Raw genomic sequence first — 16,734 nt, forward strand, 5'->3', positions numbered from 1 at the left:
CTGCTGGTCGGGTGGTTGGTCGGGGGTTTGGCCCCGGGGGGGGGGGCCCCGGGGGGGGGGGCCCGGGGGGGGGGGGCGGGGGGGGGGGGGGGGGGGGCCCCCGGGCGGGCCCCCCCCCCCCCCGGCCCCCCGGTTCCCCCGCGCCCCCGTCCCCCCTGGTTCCCCCGTTCCCCCCGCACCCCGTCCCGGGCTCCCCTCGTCACCCGGGGATCGGGGTCAGCTCCACGGGTTGGCCGGCTGGTCGTTGATGGCCGTCCAGAAGCGGGTGCCGGTCGGCAGGGTGCCGTTGGCCCACATGCCCCAGCCCCCGGCGTCGTGGAACTCCGTCATCCGGAAGCCGCTGCCGAAGGAGGAGGCGCACAACCGGTCGGCGGCGGCCTGGCTGGTCAGCCGGGTGCCGGCCACCGGCGCGGTGGCCTTCAGCTCACCGCCGCCCCAGGCGTGGGAGCCGGACGTGGGCGGCATGCCGACCGGGGCGGGCCGGCCGTCCTGCTTGATGCACAGCACCGGCAGCTGGAATCCCGCCGGGGTGTCGCCGTTGTACGGGTCGCTCTGCCCGTCGTAGCCGACGTGCACCAGGTTGTCGGCGCGCTGCTCCAGGTTCGCCCAGGTCATGCCCTTGTGGGCGCCGACCGGGCCGAACATGGCCGCGTAGGAGGCCGTGTCGATGTCCCACTGCTGGTAGGGGCTGTCGAAGCAGTCGACCATGTAGGGCGTCCAGCCGCCGAAGTTCTTCCTCCGGTTGTCCAGGCACTGGCCGCCGCCCTCGTTCCTCAGCCGCACCCCCACCAGGCCCCACTTCGCCGTCTCGCCGGTGGCGTTGAACGGGGTGACCTGCCAGCGCTGGAGCGGCTCGTCGACGTAGCACTGGTTGGCGGTGGGGCCGTTGGTCAGGCAGGAGTTCGGGTCGACGCCGGTGCGGACGGTGAAGTAGCCGGGCCGGCCCGGGACGGCCCGGAACTCGAACTTGCCCGGGTTGTCGGACGGCGCGCAGGGGTGCATGTCGGGCTTGCCGTACGTGGTGCCGTCGGGACAGCGGTCGGACCCCTGGTTGTACAGGACCGTCACCAGGGTGTCGGCCGAGGCGGTGCCCGGCACCAGCGCCAGGCCGCTCAGGGCGAGCACGACCGCGAGGGTGAGACTTCGGACCAGCGAACGCACGGGGATCTCCAGATCGGGGGAGACGACGGTTTGCGGTCGGCCGACCGCCGTCAGCCTGTCAGCACCCCGTCGACCGCCGGTATCCGTGATTCCTAGGACCCCGACCGGCACCCCCGCGCGGCCGAATCCGGCCGCGCGGCCGAACCCGGCACCCGGCCGGCTACGGCCGCACGCGCTCGCGCCACCAGGCGACCGTCGCCCGCACCTGCTCCTCCAGCGGCGTGGCCCGCACCGCGAACGCGGCCTCGTACGCCGAGCAGTCCACCGTGAACGGCCGGTCGAACTGGTAGCGCACCTCCCGCAGTTCGCGCAGCAGCGGGGAGAACAGCCCCGCCACGGCCAGCGCGGCCCCGGGCAGGCGGCGCACCGCGACCGGCCCGCCGCCGGCCTCGGCGGCCAGCCGCTCGACCATGCCGCGCACCGGGACGGGCGCGACCGTGGGCACGTGCCAGGCCCGGCCCCAGGCCCGCTCCTCGCCGGCGACCTCGACCATCGCCCGGGCCACGTCCGGCAGGTAGGTCCAGCTGTGCGCGGCGTCCGGGTCGCCGAGCACCGCCACCTGCCGGCCCTTCAGCAGACTGGGCATCACCCGCGCGGCCAGATGGCCGCCGTCGGTGACGCCGGGACCGAAGAAGTCCGAGGCCCGCACCTCCACCGCCCGGATCCGCCCGGCCTCGTGCAGCGCCCGCGCCTGCTCCCAGGCCGCCGCCCGCACCCGCCCCTTGGGGCCCGTCGCGGCGAGCGGCAGGTCCTCGGTCAGCGCGGCGGCCACCGGCCCGTAGCCGTACAGGTTGCCCAGCAGGACCAGCACCGCGCCGCTCTCCTCGGCCGCCGCGCACAGCGAGGCGCTCAGCGTCGGCCACAGCCGCGCCCACCGCGGCAGCGGCGGCGCGGCGCAGCCGTGGACGGCGGCGGCACCGCGGGCGGCCCGCGCCAGCCGTACGGGGTCGCTCGCGTCCAGGGCGAGGTGCTCGACCCCGGGGACGGCCGGCCCGGCGGGGCGGCCGGTGCGGGTGACGACCCGGACCTCGTGGCCCTGCTCGGCCAGCAGGCGGGCGGTGGCGGCCCCGGCGGGCCCGTGTCCGACGACCAGGTGGAAGCTCATCCGCCACACCCTAGCGGCGCCCTCGCACGGGCGGGACGCGGGGCGCAGCACGGGGGAACCCGCTGGTGGGCGGCAGTGAACCCGCTGGTGGGCGGGGTGGGCGGGGGCCGCCGGATAACTGGTACGGCAATCATAAAAGTGGATCTATGCTGGCGGACGTTCATGACCCCTTCACATGAAGCAGGTTTGCTCTCGATGAAGCTTCCCCGGGTGTCCGCCGTCGTCGCGGCCGCCGTCCTGGCCCCCGCCGTCCTCTTCCCCGCCACGGCCTCGGCCTCCGACACCCCGAAGCCGACCGGCGTCTCCGGCCCCGACACCGGCTCCGACTCCGTCAAGGACGCCGCACCCGAGGACGGCGACGGCCAGGACAAGCGCGACCGCGCCGAGGTCCAGCGCATCCTCGCCGACCCGGCCAGCGGCCCCGGCGTGCGCGAGGCGGCCGAGAAGGCCCTCAAGGGCGGCGCCGCCGAGCTGCGCCACTTCCTGGAGGTCGAACTCGACGAGCAGCGGGCGATCGACAACCGGGTCAGGGCCTCCCAGATCCACCACCTGGGCGGCCCGGCCGTGAAGGCGGCCGCCAAGGCCGCCCTCCGGGGCACCGACGCCGACGTCACCGCGTTCCTGACGACCGGCCAGTACACCGCCCGCGCCCAGGACGACCGCGCCGAGATCGAGCGCATCCTCGCCGACCCGCTGACCGGCCCCAAGGTCCGCGCGGCGGCCGAGCAGGCCCTCAAGGGCGGCGCCGCCGAGCTGCGCCACTTCCTGGAGGTCGAGCTCGCGGAGAAGCAGCGACCCGACAACCTGCTGCGCCTCGCCCGGATCTCGGGCGGCGCCGAGGGCGCGGGACCGGCGCTGCGCCTGGCCGCGTCCAAGGCCCTGGACGGCACCTACCAGGACGTCCTCGACTTCCTGAAGACCGGCCAGTACACCGCCCGCGCCGAGGACGACCGGGCCGAGGTCGAGCGCATCCTCGCCGACCCGGCCAGCGGCCCCGGCGTGCGCGAGGCGGCCGAGAAGGCCCTCAAGGGCGGCGCCGCCGAGCTGCGGCACTTCCTGGAGGTCGAGCTGCCCAAGCAGCGCGCCGACGACAACCGGGTCAAGCTCGCCCAGCTCATGGACGCCGGCGGCAGGGCCGTGCGCGAGGCGGCCAACAAGGCCCTGGACGCCGGCACGAACGCGGCCGTCGAGGAGTTCCTCACGACCGGCTTCTTCAAGGCCCAGTACGAGGACGACCGGGTCGAGGTGCTGCGCGTCATCGCCGACAAGTCGACCGGCCCGCACACTGCGGCCGCCGCCCAGAAGGCCCTGGACGGCACCGCCGCCGACGTGCGGCGCTTCCTGACGGTCGACCTGCCGAATCTGCGCTTCAGCGACAACCGGCTCAAGGTCTCCCAGATCGCCGAGACCGGCGGCCCGGCCGTGAAGAAGGCCGCCCTGGCCGCCTTCGAGGGCAGCTACGCGGACATCCTGGCCTTCCTCAAGGACGGCTGGGCCAAGGCCAAGGCCGAGGACGAGGCCGCAGCGGCCAAGCCCGGCACGGGCACGGGCACCGGCGGCTCCGGGCAGCAGCCGCAGACCGTCCAGCCCGCCGGCCTCACCGGAACCACCGGCACCACCGCCACCACCGGCACGGGCACCACCACCGGCACCCGTACGGCCACCACCGGCACCCGTACCGGCACCACGGGCACCACCACCGGCTCCGGCACGCTCGCCGCCACCGGCACCGACGGGCTCGGCTGGGAGGCCGGCGGCGCCGCCGCGGCCCTCGCCGCGGGCGCGGCGCTGGTCGTGGCCGCCCGCCGCCGCTCCACCGAGAGCTGACACCCCCTCGCGTCCCCGGCCGCCGCCCACCCCGGCGGCCGGGGACGCGCCGCGTCCAGAACCGGCCCGGTCAGCTCAGTCGCCGTCCCCGCCGCTGCTCCCCTGGCGGGGCCGGTTGCGCTGGTAGCTGCGCACCGCCTTCCCGGCGCCGACGGTCAGGGCCGCGACCGCGCGGGTCCAGCGCGGCCCGCCCCGGTCGGCCCACACCACGCAGACGCACCCCGCGACGACCAGGACCAGCACCCCCACCAGCACCGCACCGACCACCACGGCCACCCGCCCTTCTCCCGACGTCCTGCTACGTGTGACGTGCGGATCCTCCCACCCGGTTCGGCCGCGGGTGCGGAGGCTGTGCCAGGATGCGGTAGCCGAACGGCCCTGGTCACCGCACCGGCCGCCCGCAGCCCCAATCCGTCAGCCGTACCCGTCGGCCGTACCCCGAGGAGTCACCCGTGGCCACTGCCCGGTTCGCCACCCTGCACACCACGGCGGGCCCGATCCGCCTGGAGCTGTTCCCGTTCCACGCGCCGAAGACGGTCCGCAACTTCGCCGAACTCGCCGAGGGCACCCGGGAGTACACCGACCCGCGCACCGGCGAGCCGGGCACGGGCCCGTACTACGACGGCACGCTCTTCCACCGGGTGATCGCGGGCTTCATGGTCCAGGGCGGCGACCCGACCGGCACCGGCGCCGGCGGCCCGGGCTACTCCTTCGCGGACGAGTTCCACCCGGAGCTGTTCTTCACCAAGCCCTACCTGCTCGCGATGGCCAACGCCGGCCCGGGCACCAACGGTTCGCAGTTCTTCATCACGGTCGGCACCCCCGCCCACCTCAACCGCAAGCACACCATCTTCGGCCAGGTCGCCGACGCCGCCTCCAAGGCCGTCGTCGACGCGATCGCCACCACCCCGACCGAGAACGAGCGCCCCGTCCAGGACGTGGTGATCACCTCCGTCGAGATCGAGCACTCCTGACCCGATGACCGCTGCCCGGAACTCCTTCCCGCCCCGCCCGGTCCGCGGCGTACGGGCCGGCTACGTCCACCAGACCAGCTGCCCGGGCGACCTCGCGATCGTCACCGTGGACTTCGAGCCCTGGCAGGAAGGCCTGCACGTCGAGTCCGCCCCGGGCGCCACCGTCAAGGGCGGACCGGAGCCCGGGGACCTGGAGCGCTTCCACGCCGCCCTCGCCGAGGGCGTGCGCGCGGAGCTGGCCGAGCGACTGCCCGGCGTTCCCGTGGCGTTGGCGCTGGTGGTGCGGCACACCGTCGTGCACGTGATCGACTCGCGCGAGCACTCCTTCCGCACCGCCGGCCGCCTGGCGGTGCGCGAAGCGCTGGCCCTGCTGGACGGCGGCCGACAGCATGGCAGTTGACGGAGCGTCAGACACGGCTCCGGGTCACTTCGGCGGCAGCGGGCAGGCGATCCAGTTCACGCCGATGCCGTTGTCGCGGGCGAAGGCCGGGGTCAGCGCGGCCTGGTCGCTGCGCCGGACGCCGGCGGTGAACCCGGAGCGCGCGGCGCTGTAGACGCCGGGGACGCACAGCTCGGCGGCCCGGACGCCGCCCGTGACGCAGGCGACGAACGCGGGGCTCTCCGGGAGGTCCGCCTGCTGCGCCGTGACGGCGTCGGTGAACAGGATCCGGGCGTCGCCGCCCTGGCGCCAGGTGTCGGGGGCGGTGCGGCCGCAGGCGAGGCCCTCGGCGCCCTGGGGGCAGGCGATCCAGTTGATCCGGAGCCCCCGGGCCTTCGCCGTGGCCGGGGTGAGGTCGCTCTGGTTGCTCAGGCGGATGCCGGCGGTGAAGCCGTCGCGGCTCGGGTCGATGACCGCGACGGTGCTGAGGTCGGCCGTCAGGTGGTCGCCCAGGACGGAGGCGACGACCACGGGCGTGGCGGTGAAGCCCGCGTGGCGGGTGTCCACGTCGACCAGGAGGACCCGGGTCTCCTCCTTCTCCTGGCGCCAGGCGTCGGGGGCGGTGCGGCCGCAGGCGAGGCCGTCGGCGTCCTGGGGGCAGGCGGTCCAGTTCAGCCGGAAGCCGTCGTCCTCCGCCTCCGCGACGTCCAGGTCGGACTGGTCGACCCAGCGCAGCCCGGCCTCGAACCCGCCCGGGGTGGCCCGGTGGAGGCCGGCGGCGCCGAGGTTCGCCACGTACTGGTGGCCCGCGACGCAGGCGACGAGGACGGGGGTCTGCTCGAAGCCCGCCCGGCCCGTGTCCGCAGTGACGACGAGGGTGTTCGGGTCGTCGCCCTGCGCCCAGCCGCCGCCTGCCGTACGGGCGACGACCTGGCCGCCGGCCGGCACCGGCAGGGCCGGCACCCGGGTGTCCACCGTGCCGGAGGGGTGGGCGGAGGTGTTCGCGCGGGTCGGGGAGGAGATCCGGGCGGTGGTGGTGAGGGTGCGGTCCGCGGCGGCGCGCGAGACGGTGCCGCTCACGGTGATCCGGGCGCTGCCGCCCTCGGGGAGGTTCAGGCGCCGGTGCAGTCCCTGCTCGGGGGAGCCGGGCTCGACGAAGGCCTTGCCGTCCTGTTCGACCGTCACGGCGACGTCGGTCAGGCCGGCGGGGATCGTGCCGGTGACCTCCGCGTCGGGGGCGTCGTTGGGGCCGTCGTTCCTCACCGTGATCGTGTAGCTGGCCTTGTCGCCGACCCTGGCCCTCGCCGGGCCCGCCAGGTCGAGCGGCAGGTCGGCGGGCAGCGCGACGTGCAGGTTCCTGATCGAGTGGGCGGCCCGGGCCCCGCCCGTGCTGGCCGAGAGGCCGAGCTTGAAGGTGGCGGGCAGGGCGGCCTGCCCCGGGGCCGAGGTGAGGTCGTAGCCGTCGATGAGGGGCTTGGCGCCGGTGTCCGAACCGATGGTGTGACGGACCGTCAGTTTCCCCTGGACGATGCTGATCTGGACGTGGGCGCGCTTGTGCCAGGCCGCCCGGAAGCCGCCGGCGGCCCTCACGCCGGTGAGCCAGCGGAACCCCTGCCTGAGGCTGCCGGAGCCGCGCACCCCGAGCATGTCGGGGGTGCGCCCCGGCCCGCCGGGCCCGGCCAGGTCGTCGGCGTAGTTCCCCCAGTTGTCGAAGCCGACGCCCACGTATCCCGCGGTGACCCCCGGAACCGCCGTGCCGGGATCGGTGCCCATGCGGGAGTACCCGAGCGCCGCGCCGTAGCCGCCGGTGTCCGTGGTCTTCGACCCGTCGATCAGGTAGAGGCAGAAGCCGTCGCCGAAGTAGCTGCTGTCGGAGCCCTCGCAGGCGTAGTCGAACTCGATGCTGACGCCGAGCCGGGAGGAGAACGGCTGGTCGAGGTAGGCGGTACCGGCCTCGTGCTTCTCGTCGGGCGTCAGTCGCAGGCTGCCGTCCGGCCCCGGGGTGAGTGTCGCGTCGCCGCGCAGGACCCAGTGCGGGTTGACCGGGCGGCCTGCGGTGAACGTCTCGTCGATCGGGAACACGGCCTCGTCGGCGGTCGGGGCGGTGCGTACGGGTGCGGCCATGGCGAACTCCCGAGCGGGATCCGGGTGGTGGGGGGTGGGCAGTGGTGGGCGGTGCGGGTGCCGTGCGGCGGGCGCTCACCGCGCACGGCCCTGTCCGAACGGGGTCGGGCAGGGCCGTGGGGCGGGTCGGCCCGCCGCGGGTCGGTGGTCGTCCCGGGGGGATCAGTACCCCGGGGGCACCAGGCTCCAGTGCTGGGCGTAGGTCCCGTGGTAGCTCTCGACGGTGACCGCGCCGCCGACCTCCGCGCTCCCGGTGAGGTAGAGCTCGGGGTGGGCGGCGAGCGAGACCGTCATCAGGCCCCTATCCCAGTACTGCCTGTTCCACTGCTGGTTCACGTTCTTCTCGTCGCAGGCCTGGAGCGTGACGGGGCCCGTGGCGCCGTTGCTCGGCGCGGTCAGGCACGTGCCCGTCGCCTTGTTCTTGATGAGCTGCTTCCCGGCGGGGCCGCTCGTGTTCCAGAACTCGCGGTCGTTGTTCTGCTCGCGCTCGGCCATGACGACCTTGCCGCTGCTGTTGACGTCCATGCCCTTCGTGGAGCTGTTCGGCGGCTGGACCTCGTACCGGAGCCAGGTGGGCTCGGTCTGCTGGGGCGGCGGCGCCGCCTGCGGGGCGGCCGCCGCGGCCAGACCGGGTGTGCCGCCCAGCAGCGCGGCGGCGATGGCCGCGACCGCGAGGCGCTTGGCAGGAGACATGCTGGTCACTCTCATGCGCTGTTCCCTTGTGGGGTGTCCGAGAGGTGTGCGGGCTCTGCGGCGGATGGCGCCGGACGCCCTGCGGCCACGGGGCCGCGCCGGGGGGATGCCCGAGGGGTCGGATCGTTCGCCGCCCCGGCTGTCGGGCCTCCGAGGGCCCGGTGGGCACGGGAGATGCTTCGTACCCACCCGACCAGGCTAGCCAGATGTCCGGCCGCCCGCAGCTTCGCGGAAACGTGCAGGTCAGGTGGTGTGTCGTGGGTGTCGAAGGGACTGCCGGGGGCGGGGGCGGGGGCCGTCCGGGGGCAGGGGCAGGGGCGGGGGCCGCCCGGGGACCGTCACGTCACGGACCGGAGGAACCACTGCTGGTCGTCCTGCGCCGCGTAGGGCCGCAGGACGACCCTGCTGCTGCCGGCCTGCGCGCTGCCGGTGAGGGCGAGGTCGAGGTGGTTCCGGGGTGAGATCTCGACCTGGCCGGACGTCACGTAGTGCACGTCCCAGCGCTGGTTCGGGTTGTTCGTGTCGCAGGCCTGGACGGTGACGGGGTCCTGGGTGTCGTTCGGCGCGGTCAGGCACGTACCCGTCGCCCTGTTCTTGATGAGCGGCAGCCCGCCGGTGGTGCTCAGGCTCCACTGCTGGCGTTCGCTCCCGGCCTCGGGGGCGGAGACGACGGCCCTGCCGCCGCTGTCGACGTCCAGGTCCCTGGCCGGGAGGTTGGGTGGCGGGTAGATCCTGAACCGGTGCCACTGCTCGGTCTGCTGGGCCGGCGGCCCGGTCTGCGGGGTGGCCGCCGTGGCCAGGCCGGGGGAGCCGGCCAGCAGTGCGGCGGTGACGGCCGCGGTCGCGATGCGCTTGGCAGGGGACATGCCGATCCTCCAAGGAGATGCTTCGTACCCGCCCGACGACCAGGCTAGCCAGCCGGCCGGCCGCCCGCAGTTCCGTGGGAAGGCGCGGGCCGGGGCGGCGAGGGGGCGGGCCACCGTACGGCCGGGGCGGGGAACGCGGCGGCCGCCGCCCGCTGGAGTGCGGGCGGCGGCCGTGGAGCAGTGAGCCGACGCTACGTCAGGAGCAGCTGCTGAACGTGGCGCTGGTGTTGGCGATGTAGAGGGTGGCGCCGCCGTTGTTGTCGGAGGTGACCGGGATGGTGATGGTGTCCTCGGCGGTCCACGGGATGCCGTGCGCGTCGAAGGTCCACGTGCCGGTGACCTTGCGGGCGAGCTCGGCCAGCGTCACCCAGCCGTACTGCTGCTGCGGGACGGAGACGGTGACGGCGTTGTTGACGCTGCGCGAGCCGTTCCAGACGTTCTGGAAGCTCAGGCCGATCTTGACCGCGGCCGTCAGCGCGCCCGGGGCGCCGCCGCCGATCTCGCTGCCCATCTCGGTGCCGATGGAGTTGGACCAGCCGCTGGTGTCGGTGACGGCGAAGTTCTGCTGGACGGTGCCGCTGGTGTTGTTGAACCAGACCGAGGAGGCGCACACGCGCGGCAGCGGCGCGGCCGCGGCCTCGCTCACCGTGGCCCAGGAGCAGCTGGAGGCGTCCTTCTGGCACTGCTTGGCGCCGTGGTCGACGGCCAGGTTGCGGGCGGCCTGCTCGAAGCCGGTGGACCACCGCTGGTTGACGGTGCCGTTGCAGGTGTACTGGTCGGTCCAGGCGTCGTCGTAGTTGCCGCCGAGCAGCAGGTCCAGGCAGGTGTTGTCGCCCTTGTGGCGGATCATGAACGAGTCGCCGCCGCCGGGCGCCGGCTGGAAGTACCAGCGCTGGCTGGCCTGCCCGGCGCAGGACTGCTGGCGCAGCGCCGGGGTGAAGAAGGCCAGGTCGATGCACTTGCCGGTGTCGTTGTTGACGATGGCGAAGGTGGAGTCGGCCGGGTCGACGCTCAGCCGCCAGGACTGGTGGTAGCCGGGCGCGGAGTTGGTGACGATGTAGGCGCCGTCGCCCATGTTGCCGTTCTGGACGTCGAGTTGGCGCCCGTTGCTGAGCGACTTGATGGTCAGGCACTGCTGCGGCGAGGCGCAGGCGGCGAGCGGGGCGGGCGCGGCCGCCGGAGCGGCGCCCGGGGTGGCCGACGCGGCGTGGGCGGGCGCGGTGGCCAGGCCCAGGGCGGCGCAACAGGTCACCAGGAAGGCCGCGAACAGGCGCAGCCAGGACGCCGTACGGCCGGGGGTCGTGATGGCGGGCAAGGGTGAAGTCCTTTCGTCGGGAACGGTGTTGCGGGAGAGGAGCGGTGCGCGCGGGGCTCAGGGCGCGGCGGCGAAGGCCGCCTCCAGGCGCGGGACGTAGTCCACGAGGTCCTGCGCCCAGCAGCCCGCGGTGTGGCCGCCGTGGCAGTCGGCGCCCCAGCCGGTGCCGTCGCCGTAGTCGACGAAGCGGTACGGCAGGCCGAGGGCGTCCAGGCGCTGCTTGAGGCGCTTGGCGGTGCCCTCGGCCCAGAACTCCATGTCGGCGGGGCTGTTGTTGCCGTTGCCGGTGTAGACGGCGATGCCGGTGTCGGCGAGGCGGGCCGCGCGCGCGACCGGGTCGGCGGCGTTCCAGCGCCAGTCGGCGTTGAACACCGGGTATGGGGTGCCGAAGATCGCGTCGCTGGAGACGGTGGGGCCGAAGTCCATGGCGCAGGGGCGGCCGTCGCTGGGGCCGCAGAGCACGGCGCCGACGTTGGTCAGGGTGGCGACCACCGCGCCGCGGATGATCATCTCGTCGGCGGACAGGTCGTTGGCGCCGGACATGGTCAGGACCTGGCCGAACAGGTCGGGGCGGTCCTGGGCGTAGTGCAGGGCGCCGAAGCCGCCCATCGACAGCCCGCCGACGGCCCGGTGGGCGCGGTCGGTGCGGGTGCGCAGGTTGGCGTCGACGAACGGCAGGACCTGCTGGAGGTGGAAGGTCTCCCAGTTCTGCGCGCCGGCGGCGGTGTTCTGGTCGAGCCAGTCGGTGTACCAGCCGCGCAGGCCGCCGTCCGGGATGACGGTGATCATCGACTGGGCGGCGGTCAGCGCGGGGTAGGCCAGCGCCGGGTCGCTCGGGTTGTCCGAGGCGCCGTGCAGGAAGTACAGCACCGGGTAGCGCCGGTCCGGCTGGGCCGCGTAGTCGGCGGGCAGCAGGATGCGGATGGTGTGCGGCCCGGCGACCTGCGCCGTGGTGACGGTGACGACGAAGTCGGTGGCGCTGCCGGTGGCGGCGCCGACCTGGGTCAGCCCGAAGCCGTCCGTCAGCGGCGGCGGCCCGTCGGCCCCGGCCCGTACGGCGGGCGCGGCGGTCCCGGGGGCGGCGGAGGCCACGGGCGGTGCGGCGAGCGGGAGCAGGCAGGCGGCCAGGGCGGCGAGAGCCGCGCGGGCGCGCCGGAGCCGGGCAGGGGTCATGGGCGTCCTCGGCCTTCAGTGATCTGACTGATCGCCGACAACTCTCGCCAGCGGCCCCGCCCCGACGCCAGAGCCCCCGGCGGCGCACCTGGGCCACTGGCGCATGTGCGCCGCCCGCGCGGGTAGGCTCTCCCGGCCCCGACCGGGGCGGGGGAAAGCGATGACTGGGGGGCCGTCGTGCACGACGTACTGGAACCGGAATCCGAACGCGGCCGCGTCTACCACAGCCTGGTCGGCCGGCCACGCGCCCGCGTACCCGAACTCGCCCGGGACAGCGGCCTGGACGAGGACGCCGTCCTCGCCGTCCTGCGCGACCTCGCCGACGAGGGCGTCGCCGTGGCCTTCGACACCACCGACAGCGCCGACGACCGCGACCACGCCTGGGAGGCACTGCCACCCGCCCGGGTCGTCGAGGCGGTGCTGCAGCACGACGCGCTGCGCCAGGCCACCGCCCGCCGGGCCGGCGCCGAACTGGAACGCCTCTACCGCTTCGCCCGCCGCGACACCGGCAGCTACGGGGCGCTGGAGGTGGTCGAGGACCCGGCCGAGGTGCTGGCCGCCAGCCGGCGCCTGCAACTCGCCGCCCGCCACCAGCTGCGGGTCATCGACGTGCCGCCCTACTCCGGCAGCCCGGCCCACTACCTCGACCAGGAGGTGCTGCAGCGCCGCCGGATGGCCGCGGGCGTCGTCTACCGCGTGATCTACCAGGGCTGCGCGTTCCAGCACCCGGTGGTGGGGCCCAACATGGCCCGGATGATCGAGGCGGGGGAGCAGGCCCGGACGTTGGACGAGCCGCCGCTCAAACTCGCCATCGGGGACGACGAGCTGGGCATCGTCACCGTGCCCGCCGACGACCGCCCCGGCGTCGTCTCGCTGCTGATCCGGCCCTCGGGCCTGCTGAACGCCCTGACCGCGGTCTTCGAGACGCTGTGGCGCCTGGCGGTGCCCGCCTCCATGGCCGAGGTCGACCTGCGCATCGACGAACGCGACCGGCGGATCCTCACGTTGATGGCCGGCGGCGCCACCGACGACGCCATCGCGCGCCGGCTGGGCCTGGGCCGGCGCACCGTGGTGCGCCGGGTGTCGACGCTGCTGGCGCACCTGGGCGCCACCACCCGCTTCCAGGCGGGGGTGCAGGCGGCGCGGCGGGGGTGGCTGTGACGGCGGGGGGTGGTGACGGCGGGGGGTGCGCTCGAAGCGCCGGTCGCGTGAGCGCCCGGGGCCCGGTTCGCCGGGGCCCCGGGCGCTCACGCGGCGCCTCGGTTCACGTCAGCACGGGTACCCGCTGCCGCCGTCCGGGAGCAGGGTGTCCTTCACCCAGCCGTCCATCGAGGTGCCGCTCTTGCGCAGGTGGGTCCACGTCCCGTCGTTCTGCGTGGTGGTGTAGCAGTGGTAGAAGACCTGGTCACCGGGGTTGAGCGAGCCCACGATGCCGCACGTCGTGTGCGGGCCCGAGCGGACGTTCACAGCGCTGCGGGTGATGGTCTTGGGGTTGCTGCCGTCGGGGTCCTGGTTCGACCACGCGTGCGTGCAGCTGAGCAGGCCGCTCTGCCCGGTGGTCCCGGCGGTGGCCACCGTCGGAGCCAGCCCGAGCGCCGTGCCGGCGACCGCGGCGGCGGCCAGCAGGGCCGCGCTCTTCCTGATCGACATGTGCTTGCCTCTCTCTCGCTCTCGCAACCGTGACCGTGACCGTCGCGGGTGCGCGGGACGGCCGCCGGTTCGCGGTGGGGACGTGCCGCGGGCCGCCGGGTCCGACGTGGACCCTCGGGGCCCGGCAGCCGCCTTCAGGCTGCACGGTGGCGCGGGCGCCGCCCAACGTGATTCGGTCTGGCCCGAACAAGGGCGGTTCGGTCGGTTGCCGCTGCCGGGTCCTCCGCCGCTCTCCTTCTGCCGGTCCTCCGTGGGGGCCCGTCCGGTCAGGGCCGTCCGGTCCGGTCAGGGCCGTCCGGAGGGGGCGTCGAGCACCGCCAGGCCGGTGGGGGTGGCGACGTGGGCGGTCGTCCGGCGGTCCCGGTGGGTGTCGATCAGGCCCGCGTTGCGCAGCGTCGTGGCGTGCTCGCTGGCGCTGGCCGTGGCGATGCCGACGAGCGCGGCGAGCTGCCGGGTCGAGCAGCCCGGGTGGCGGGCGATGGTGCTGAGCACCGCGGCCCGGGTGTGGCCCAGTACGGACCCGACGGCGTCGGCGGTCGGGCCGGCTCGGTGGGCGCCGGGCGGGAGGGCCGTGAACAGCGGGGTGGCCGCGGCCTCCTGGAGCCGGGCCACCGGGTAGCTGAGGACGGGTTGCGGTACCGCGTCGAGGTCGACGACCGGGGCCTCGACGGCGAACACCGACGGCTGCAGCAGCATCCCCCGTCCGGCCAGGTGCACGTCGGCGTCCAGGCCGGAGGCCATCGCGACCTCCAGCACCGGCGCCCGCCAGCGGATGCGCCGCGGGTTGACGCGTGCGAGGACGGCCTCGACGCCGCCGCCGAGCAGTTGGCGCGACCGCACCGCGGCGTCGGCCGCCGCCATGGCCTGGACCTCCTGCCAGTGCGGGAGGAGGGCGTGGCCGGCCAGGTGCTCCAGGCTGTCGCACAACTTCCTTAGCAGCAGCGGGTCGTCGGGCAGCCGGTGGGCCCACGAGGGCAGCGGGTGGGCCTGGGCCGTGTGCTCCAGGCTGGCCCGTAGGCGGGTGCGGGGGGTGGAACGGACCTGTTCGATCAGCTCGACGGGGGTGGCGGCGTTCGCGCCGCTCAGGAACCCGGTGATCGGCCCGCGCGGGGGCATGAGCGCGAGGACCATGCGGGAGGCGGGGTGCAGGGAGGCGAGGGTGCGGTGGCGCCAGGCCCCGAGCCGTACGGCGTGGGTGCGTTCCTGGAGTTGCCGGGCCGCGGTGGTCAGTTCGAGGCAGGGCGCGGGTCTGTCGGCGATGCGGGTCCGCGCGAGGTCCTCCACGGTGAAGTGAATGCGTAACGGCACGTCGTCGCCCTCCCACGAAGCCCGACCGGCTGCTGCCGGTGCTGCTGCCCGTCCTCCCGCTCTCGACGGCCATCCTCGTCCAGAGCGGGGTCCTGGGCCAGCGGGCCCGGGGCGGTAACTACGTGTTCAGCAGGCCGGGTTCGCCCAGCTGATGCGGAGCTCGCGGTCGCCGACGGGGAGGGTGAGGACGGGGTGGTCGGCGAGGTCGCGGATGACGTCCCGCCGGGCGCAGGGGCCGGTGAGGCGGCGCTCCAGAACGTGGTACTCGAAGCGGGACATCGGCAGGTGGCGGACCGAGGCCCAGATCCGTTCGAGGGCGTCGGCGTTGAGGGTGTGGACGGTGGGCGGGCGGACGTTCGGGACCTCCACCAGGATGTCGTGGTCGGCCCTCAGCACGCGGTCAGCTCCGACCAGACGATCTTGCCGGTGTGCTCGCGGGGGGAGCAACCGGTGCGGGCGGAGAGGGACTTGACGAGGTACAGGCCGCGCCCGGCCTCCCCGTCGAGGGTCAGCGCACGCAGGACGGGCTCGCGGTCGCGGCGGGCGTCGTGCACCTCGATCCGCAGGCGGGCGGGGGAGGGGGTGAGGGAGAGGTCGAGGGCGAGGTGGATGAGGTGCCCCGGCGGCGTGCCGTGCACGAGGGCGTTGGTGACGAGCTCCGAGACGATCAGGAGCCCGGAGTCGAGAAAGCGCGCCCCGTCCGGGACGGAGGCGAGCAGCTCGGACAGGTGGAGGCGCCCCTCGCCGGGCGCGCGGCGGCTGCGCGGCAGCCAGGTGGTGGAGGAGTGGCAGGACATGGCGAAGACACCTTCCAGGCAGGAGAAGACCGGGCAGCCGACACGGGCCCGTACGTGTCCAGCACGAAGTGCCCATGAGGGTGCCCGTAGTCACATGCCGTGCATGTCACGCAGGGCCATCACTTCGTCACGCACAGCATGAAGTACGCCGAGGCTCTGCCGCAAGGCGAGTCGACCAAATATGAAAACTTTCAGATCTGACGGCAAGGTGCGCCCCCTATGCTTCTGCCGTGGTGGTGGCGAACCGTCACCACTCGCATGCACACTGGTTCCTGAAGGTCTGGAGGGGTCACGTAGATGGCAGTCGCAGTGCCAGCTGTGCGGTACCGGCGTATCGCCGCCGAGCTGAGGAGGCATCGCGAGCTGAAGGGCCTGTCGGCGGAAGAGGTGGCCGCCCAGGTCCAGGGCGTCAACCTGGTGAAGCTCAGCAGGTACGAGAACGCTCGCGTCCAGCTGAAGCCCGACGTCGTCCGGGCTCTGCTCGATTTCTACGAGTGCGACGAGGAGCTCAAGGAGGTCCTCGTCGAGATCCTCCGAGACAAGCGCAGGCCCGGCTGGATGGCGGGCTACGAGCAACTGAACCCGCTCTACACGGACTTGATCCGCCTCGAAGAGACCGCCGTCGGTAACAAGTCCTATCAGTCCGCGTATATCCCGGGTCTGCTCCAGACGCGCCAGTACGCCCACGCCATCATCTCCAGCGGCGTGATAAACAGCACCAGCGTCGAGGAGCGCGTCGAGGTCCGGATCAACCGGCAGTCCGTCCTCACCCGGTCCGAGAACCCGCTGAAGCTGTGGGCCGTCATCCACGAGGCAGCCCTGACCATGAGCGCCGCCCCCGGTGTGATGGCCGACCAACTGGACAAGCTGATGCAGTTCAGTCAGCTCCCGAACATCAAGGTCCAAGTCATGCCGGCCATGGCGCCGCCGCATCCCGGCATGACAGGGCCATTCGCACTCCTGGAGTTCCGGCAGCGCGACCTCGATCTGGTCCTGCTCAGCGGGATGCTCAGCAGTGACTGGGTTGAGGACCCTCGCCAAGTCGACATCTACCGAGAAGCGTTCGACGAAATCATGGCAACCGCCTTGGATCTCGACCAGTCTCGTAACCTCATCGCACAGAAGAGAGAAATGCTCAAGTGACCCACTTCCCTGTCGCCTCCGCACTCCCTGTCCAGTGGAGGAAGGCAAGCGCCAGCAACCCGAACGACGACTGTGTTGAAATGGCTGAGGGCATGACCGGTATTGTTCCGGTGCGGGACAGCAAGGACCCGCATGGCCCGGCCCTCACTTTCTCCCCCGAGGCGTGGCGGTCCTTCGTTGCGGGTGTCCAGGCCGACGAGTTCCCGGCCAGCTTCTGAA

Annotated in this window: 18 protein-coding genes; 6 read left to right on the top strand and 12 right to left on the bottom strand. The window is 73.9% G+C overall.

Annotated elements, in window-relative coordinates:
- Positions 1–216: 216 nt before the first annotated feature.
- Complete coding sequence (locus ACIQI7_RS34540) at positions 217–1,161, bottom strand: hypothetical protein (RefSeq protein WP_401117751.1); 945 nt, start codon at positions 1,159–1,161, stop codon at positions 217–219.
- A gap of 160 nt (positions 1,162–1,321) precedes the next feature.
- Positions 1,322–2,266, bottom strand: coding sequence for an NAD-dependent epimerase/dehydratase family protein (locus ACIQI7_RS34545; protein ID WP_401117753.1), 945 nt, complete (start codon positions 2,264–2,266; stop codon positions 1,322–1,324).
- Positions 2,267–2,461: 195 nt separating this feature from the next.
- Here ACIQI7_RS34545 and ACIQI7_RS34550 point away from each other — a divergent pair, with 195 nt between their 5' ends.
- Positions 2,462–4,093 carry an ALF repeat-containing protein gene (locus tag ACIQI7_RS34550; RefSeq protein WP_401117755.1) on the top strand — a complete coding sequence of 544 codons (1,632 nt, stop codon included), beginning with the start codon at positions 2,462–2,464 and terminating at the stop codon, positions 4,091–4,093.
- Positions 4,094–4,168: 75 nt separating this feature from the next.
- Here the strand turns inward: ACIQI7_RS34550 and ACIQI7_RS34555 are convergent, their stop codons facing one another.
- A complete protein-coding gene (locus tag ACIQI7_RS34555; RefSeq protein ID WP_401117823.1) occupies positions 4,169–4,360 on the bottom strand; it encodes a hypothetical protein in 192 nt (63 codons plus the stop codon).
- Between the two features lie 185 nt (positions 4,361–4,545).
- Here ACIQI7_RS34555 and ACIQI7_RS34560 point away from each other — a divergent pair, with 185 nt between their 5' ends.
- Both ACIQI7_RS34560 and ACIQI7_RS34565 read left to right on the top strand, forming a co-directional pair.
- Positions 4,546–5,067 (top strand): peptidylprolyl isomerase, encoded by a 522-nt coding sequence (locus tag ACIQI7_RS34560; RefSeq protein WP_401117757.1) that lies wholly within the window; start codon positions 4,546–4,548, stop codon positions 5,065–5,067.
- Positions 5,068–5,071: 4 nt separating this feature from the next.
- Entirely contained in the window at positions 5,072–5,467 is a 396-nt protein-coding gene (locus tag ACIQI7_RS34565) for a hypothetical protein (protein WP_401117759.1), read from the top strand.
- Positions 5,468–5,491: 24 nt separating this feature from the next.
- Here ACIQI7_RS34565 and ACIQI7_RS34570 read toward each other — a convergent pair whose 3' ends face one another.
- The 5 genes from ACIQI7_RS34570 to ACIQI7_RS34590 all read right to left on the bottom strand — a co-directional run bounded on the left by ACIQI7_RS34570 (position 5,492) and on the right by ACIQI7_RS34590 (position 11,617).
- On the bottom strand, positions 5,492–7,570 hold the full coding sequence (locus ACIQI7_RS34570) for a hypothetical protein (RefSeq protein ID WP_401117761.1): 2,079 nt from the start codon (positions 7,568–7,570) through the stop codon (positions 5,492–5,494).
- A gap of 162 nt (positions 7,571–7,732) precedes the next feature.
- The gene (locus ACIQI7_RS34575) at positions 7,733–8,263 is read right to left on the bottom strand and encodes a ricin-type beta-trefoil lectin domain protein (protein WP_401117763.1); all 531 of its coding nucleotides are present in this window, start codon (positions 8,261–8,263) and stop codon (positions 7,733–7,735) included.
- Positions 8,264–8,601: 338 nt separating this feature from the next.
- Complete coding sequence (locus ACIQI7_RS34580; RefSeq protein WP_401117765.1) at positions 8,602–9,129, bottom strand: RICIN domain-containing protein; 528 nt, start codon at positions 9,127–9,129, stop codon at positions 8,602–8,604.
- A gap of 196 nt (positions 9,130–9,325) precedes the next feature.
- Complete coding sequence (locus ACIQI7_RS34585; RefSeq protein WP_401117767.1) at positions 9,326–10,444, bottom strand: RICIN domain-containing protein; 1,119 nt, start codon at positions 10,442–10,444, stop codon at positions 9,326–9,328.
- 57 nt (positions 10,445–10,501) lie between these two features.
- Positions 10,502–11,617, bottom strand: a complete 1,116-nt coding sequence (locus tag ACIQI7_RS34590; RefSeq protein WP_401117769.1) for an alpha/beta hydrolase — start codon at positions 11,615–11,617, stop codon at positions 10,502–10,504.
- Positions 11,618–11,794: 177 nt separating this feature from the next.
- Here ACIQI7_RS34590 and ACIQI7_RS34595 point away from each other — a divergent pair, with 177 nt between their 5' ends.
- Positions 11,795–12,778, top strand: coding sequence for a hypothetical protein (locus ACIQI7_RS34595; RefSeq protein WP_401117771.1), 984 nt, complete (start codon positions 11,795–11,797; stop codon positions 12,776–12,778).
- Between the two features lie 108 nt (positions 12,779–12,886).
- Here the strand turns inward: ACIQI7_RS34595 and ACIQI7_RS34600 are convergent, their stop codons facing one another.
- The 4 genes from ACIQI7_RS34600 to ACIQI7_RS34615 form a co-directional block, all read right to left on the bottom strand.
- Entirely contained in the window at positions 12,887–13,267 is a 381-nt protein-coding gene (locus ACIQI7_RS34600; RefSeq protein ID WP_401117773.1) for an SH3 domain-containing protein, read from the bottom strand.
- A 285-nt stretch (positions 13,268–13,552) separates the two neighbouring features.
- The gene (locus ACIQI7_RS34605; protein ID WP_401117775.1) at positions 13,553–14,575 is read right to left on the bottom strand and encodes a DUF5937 family protein; all 1,023 of its coding nucleotides are present in this window, start codon (positions 14,573–14,575) and stop codon (positions 13,553–13,555) included.
- Between the two features lie 126 nt (positions 14,576–14,701).
- A complete protein-coding gene (locus ACIQI7_RS34610) occupies positions 14,702–14,971 on the bottom strand; it encodes a hypothetical protein (RefSeq protein WP_401117777.1) in 270 nt (89 codons plus the stop codon).
- Positions 14,965–15,372, bottom strand: a complete 408-nt coding sequence (locus ACIQI7_RS34615; protein ID WP_401117779.1) for an ATP-binding protein — start codon at positions 15,370–15,372, stop codon at positions 14,965–14,967. Before ACIQI7_RS34615 ends, ACIQI7_RS34610 begins: the two co-directional genes overlap by 7 nt.
- Positions 15,373–15,669: 297 nt before the next feature.
- Here ACIQI7_RS34615 and ACIQI7_RS34620 point away from each other — a divergent pair, with 297 nt between their 5' ends.
- Positions 15,670–16,515 (top strand): helix-turn-helix domain-containing protein, encoded by an 846-nt coding sequence (locus tag ACIQI7_RS34620; protein WP_401117781.1) that lies wholly within the window; start codon positions 15,670–15,672, stop codon positions 16,513–16,515.
- A complete protein-coding gene (locus ACIQI7_RS34625; protein WP_401117783.1) occupies positions 16,512–16,733 on the top strand; it encodes a DUF397 domain-containing protein in 222 nt (73 codons plus the stop codon). Before ACIQI7_RS34620 ends, ACIQI7_RS34625 begins: the two co-directional genes overlap by 4 nt.
- The last annotated feature ends 1 nt before the right edge of the window (position 16,734 follow it).

The sequence above is a fragment of the Kitasatospora sp. NPDC092039 genome (assembly GCF_044756065.1).
Lineage (GTDB): Bacteria > Actinomycetota > Actinomycetes > Streptomycetales > Streptomycetaceae > Kitasatospora.

Bases quoted from the DNA above. Each gene is read 5' to 3' on its own strand.
- ACIQI7_RS34545 (WP_401117753.1), bottom strand. From the start codon at position 2,266: ATGAGCTTCCACCTGGTCGTCGGACACGGGCCCGCCGGGGCCGCCACC.
- ACIQI7_RS34550 (WP_401117755.1), top strand. From the start codon at position 2,462: ATGAAGCTTCCCCGGGTGTCCGCCGTCGTCGCGGCCGCCGTCCTGGCC.
- ACIQI7_RS34565 (WP_401117759.1), top strand. From the start codon at position 5,072: ATGACCGCTGCCCGGAACTCCTTCCCGCCCCGCCCGGTCCGCGGCGTA.
- ACIQI7_RS34570 (WP_401117761.1), bottom strand. From the start codon at position 7,570: ATGGCCGCACCCGTACGCACCGCCCCGACCGCCGACGAGGCCGTGTTC.
- ACIQI7_RS34575 (WP_401117763.1), bottom strand. From the start codon at position 8,263: ATGTCTCCTGCCAAGCGCCTCGCGGTCGCGGCCATCGCCGCCGCGCTG.
- ACIQI7_RS34580 (WP_401117765.1), bottom strand. From the start codon at position 9,129: ATGTCCCCTGCCAAGCGCATCGCGACCGCGGCCGTCACCGCCGCACTG.
- ACIQI7_RS34590 (WP_401117769.1), bottom strand. From the start codon at position 11,617: ATGACCCCTGCCCGGCTCCGGCGCGCCCGCGCGGCTCTCGCCGCCCTG.
- ACIQI7_RS34600 (WP_401117773.1), bottom strand. From the start codon at position 13,267: ATGTCGATCAGGAAGAGCGCGGCCCTGCTGGCCGCCGCCGCGGTCGCC.
- ACIQI7_RS34615 (WP_401117779.1), bottom strand. From the start codon at position 15,372: ATGTCCTGCCACTCCTCCACCACCTGGCTGCCGCGCAGCCGCCGCGCG.
- ACIQI7_RS34620 (WP_401117781.1), top strand. From the start codon at position 15,670: ATGGCAGTCGCAGTGCCAGCTGTGCGGTACCGGCGTATCGCCGCCGAG.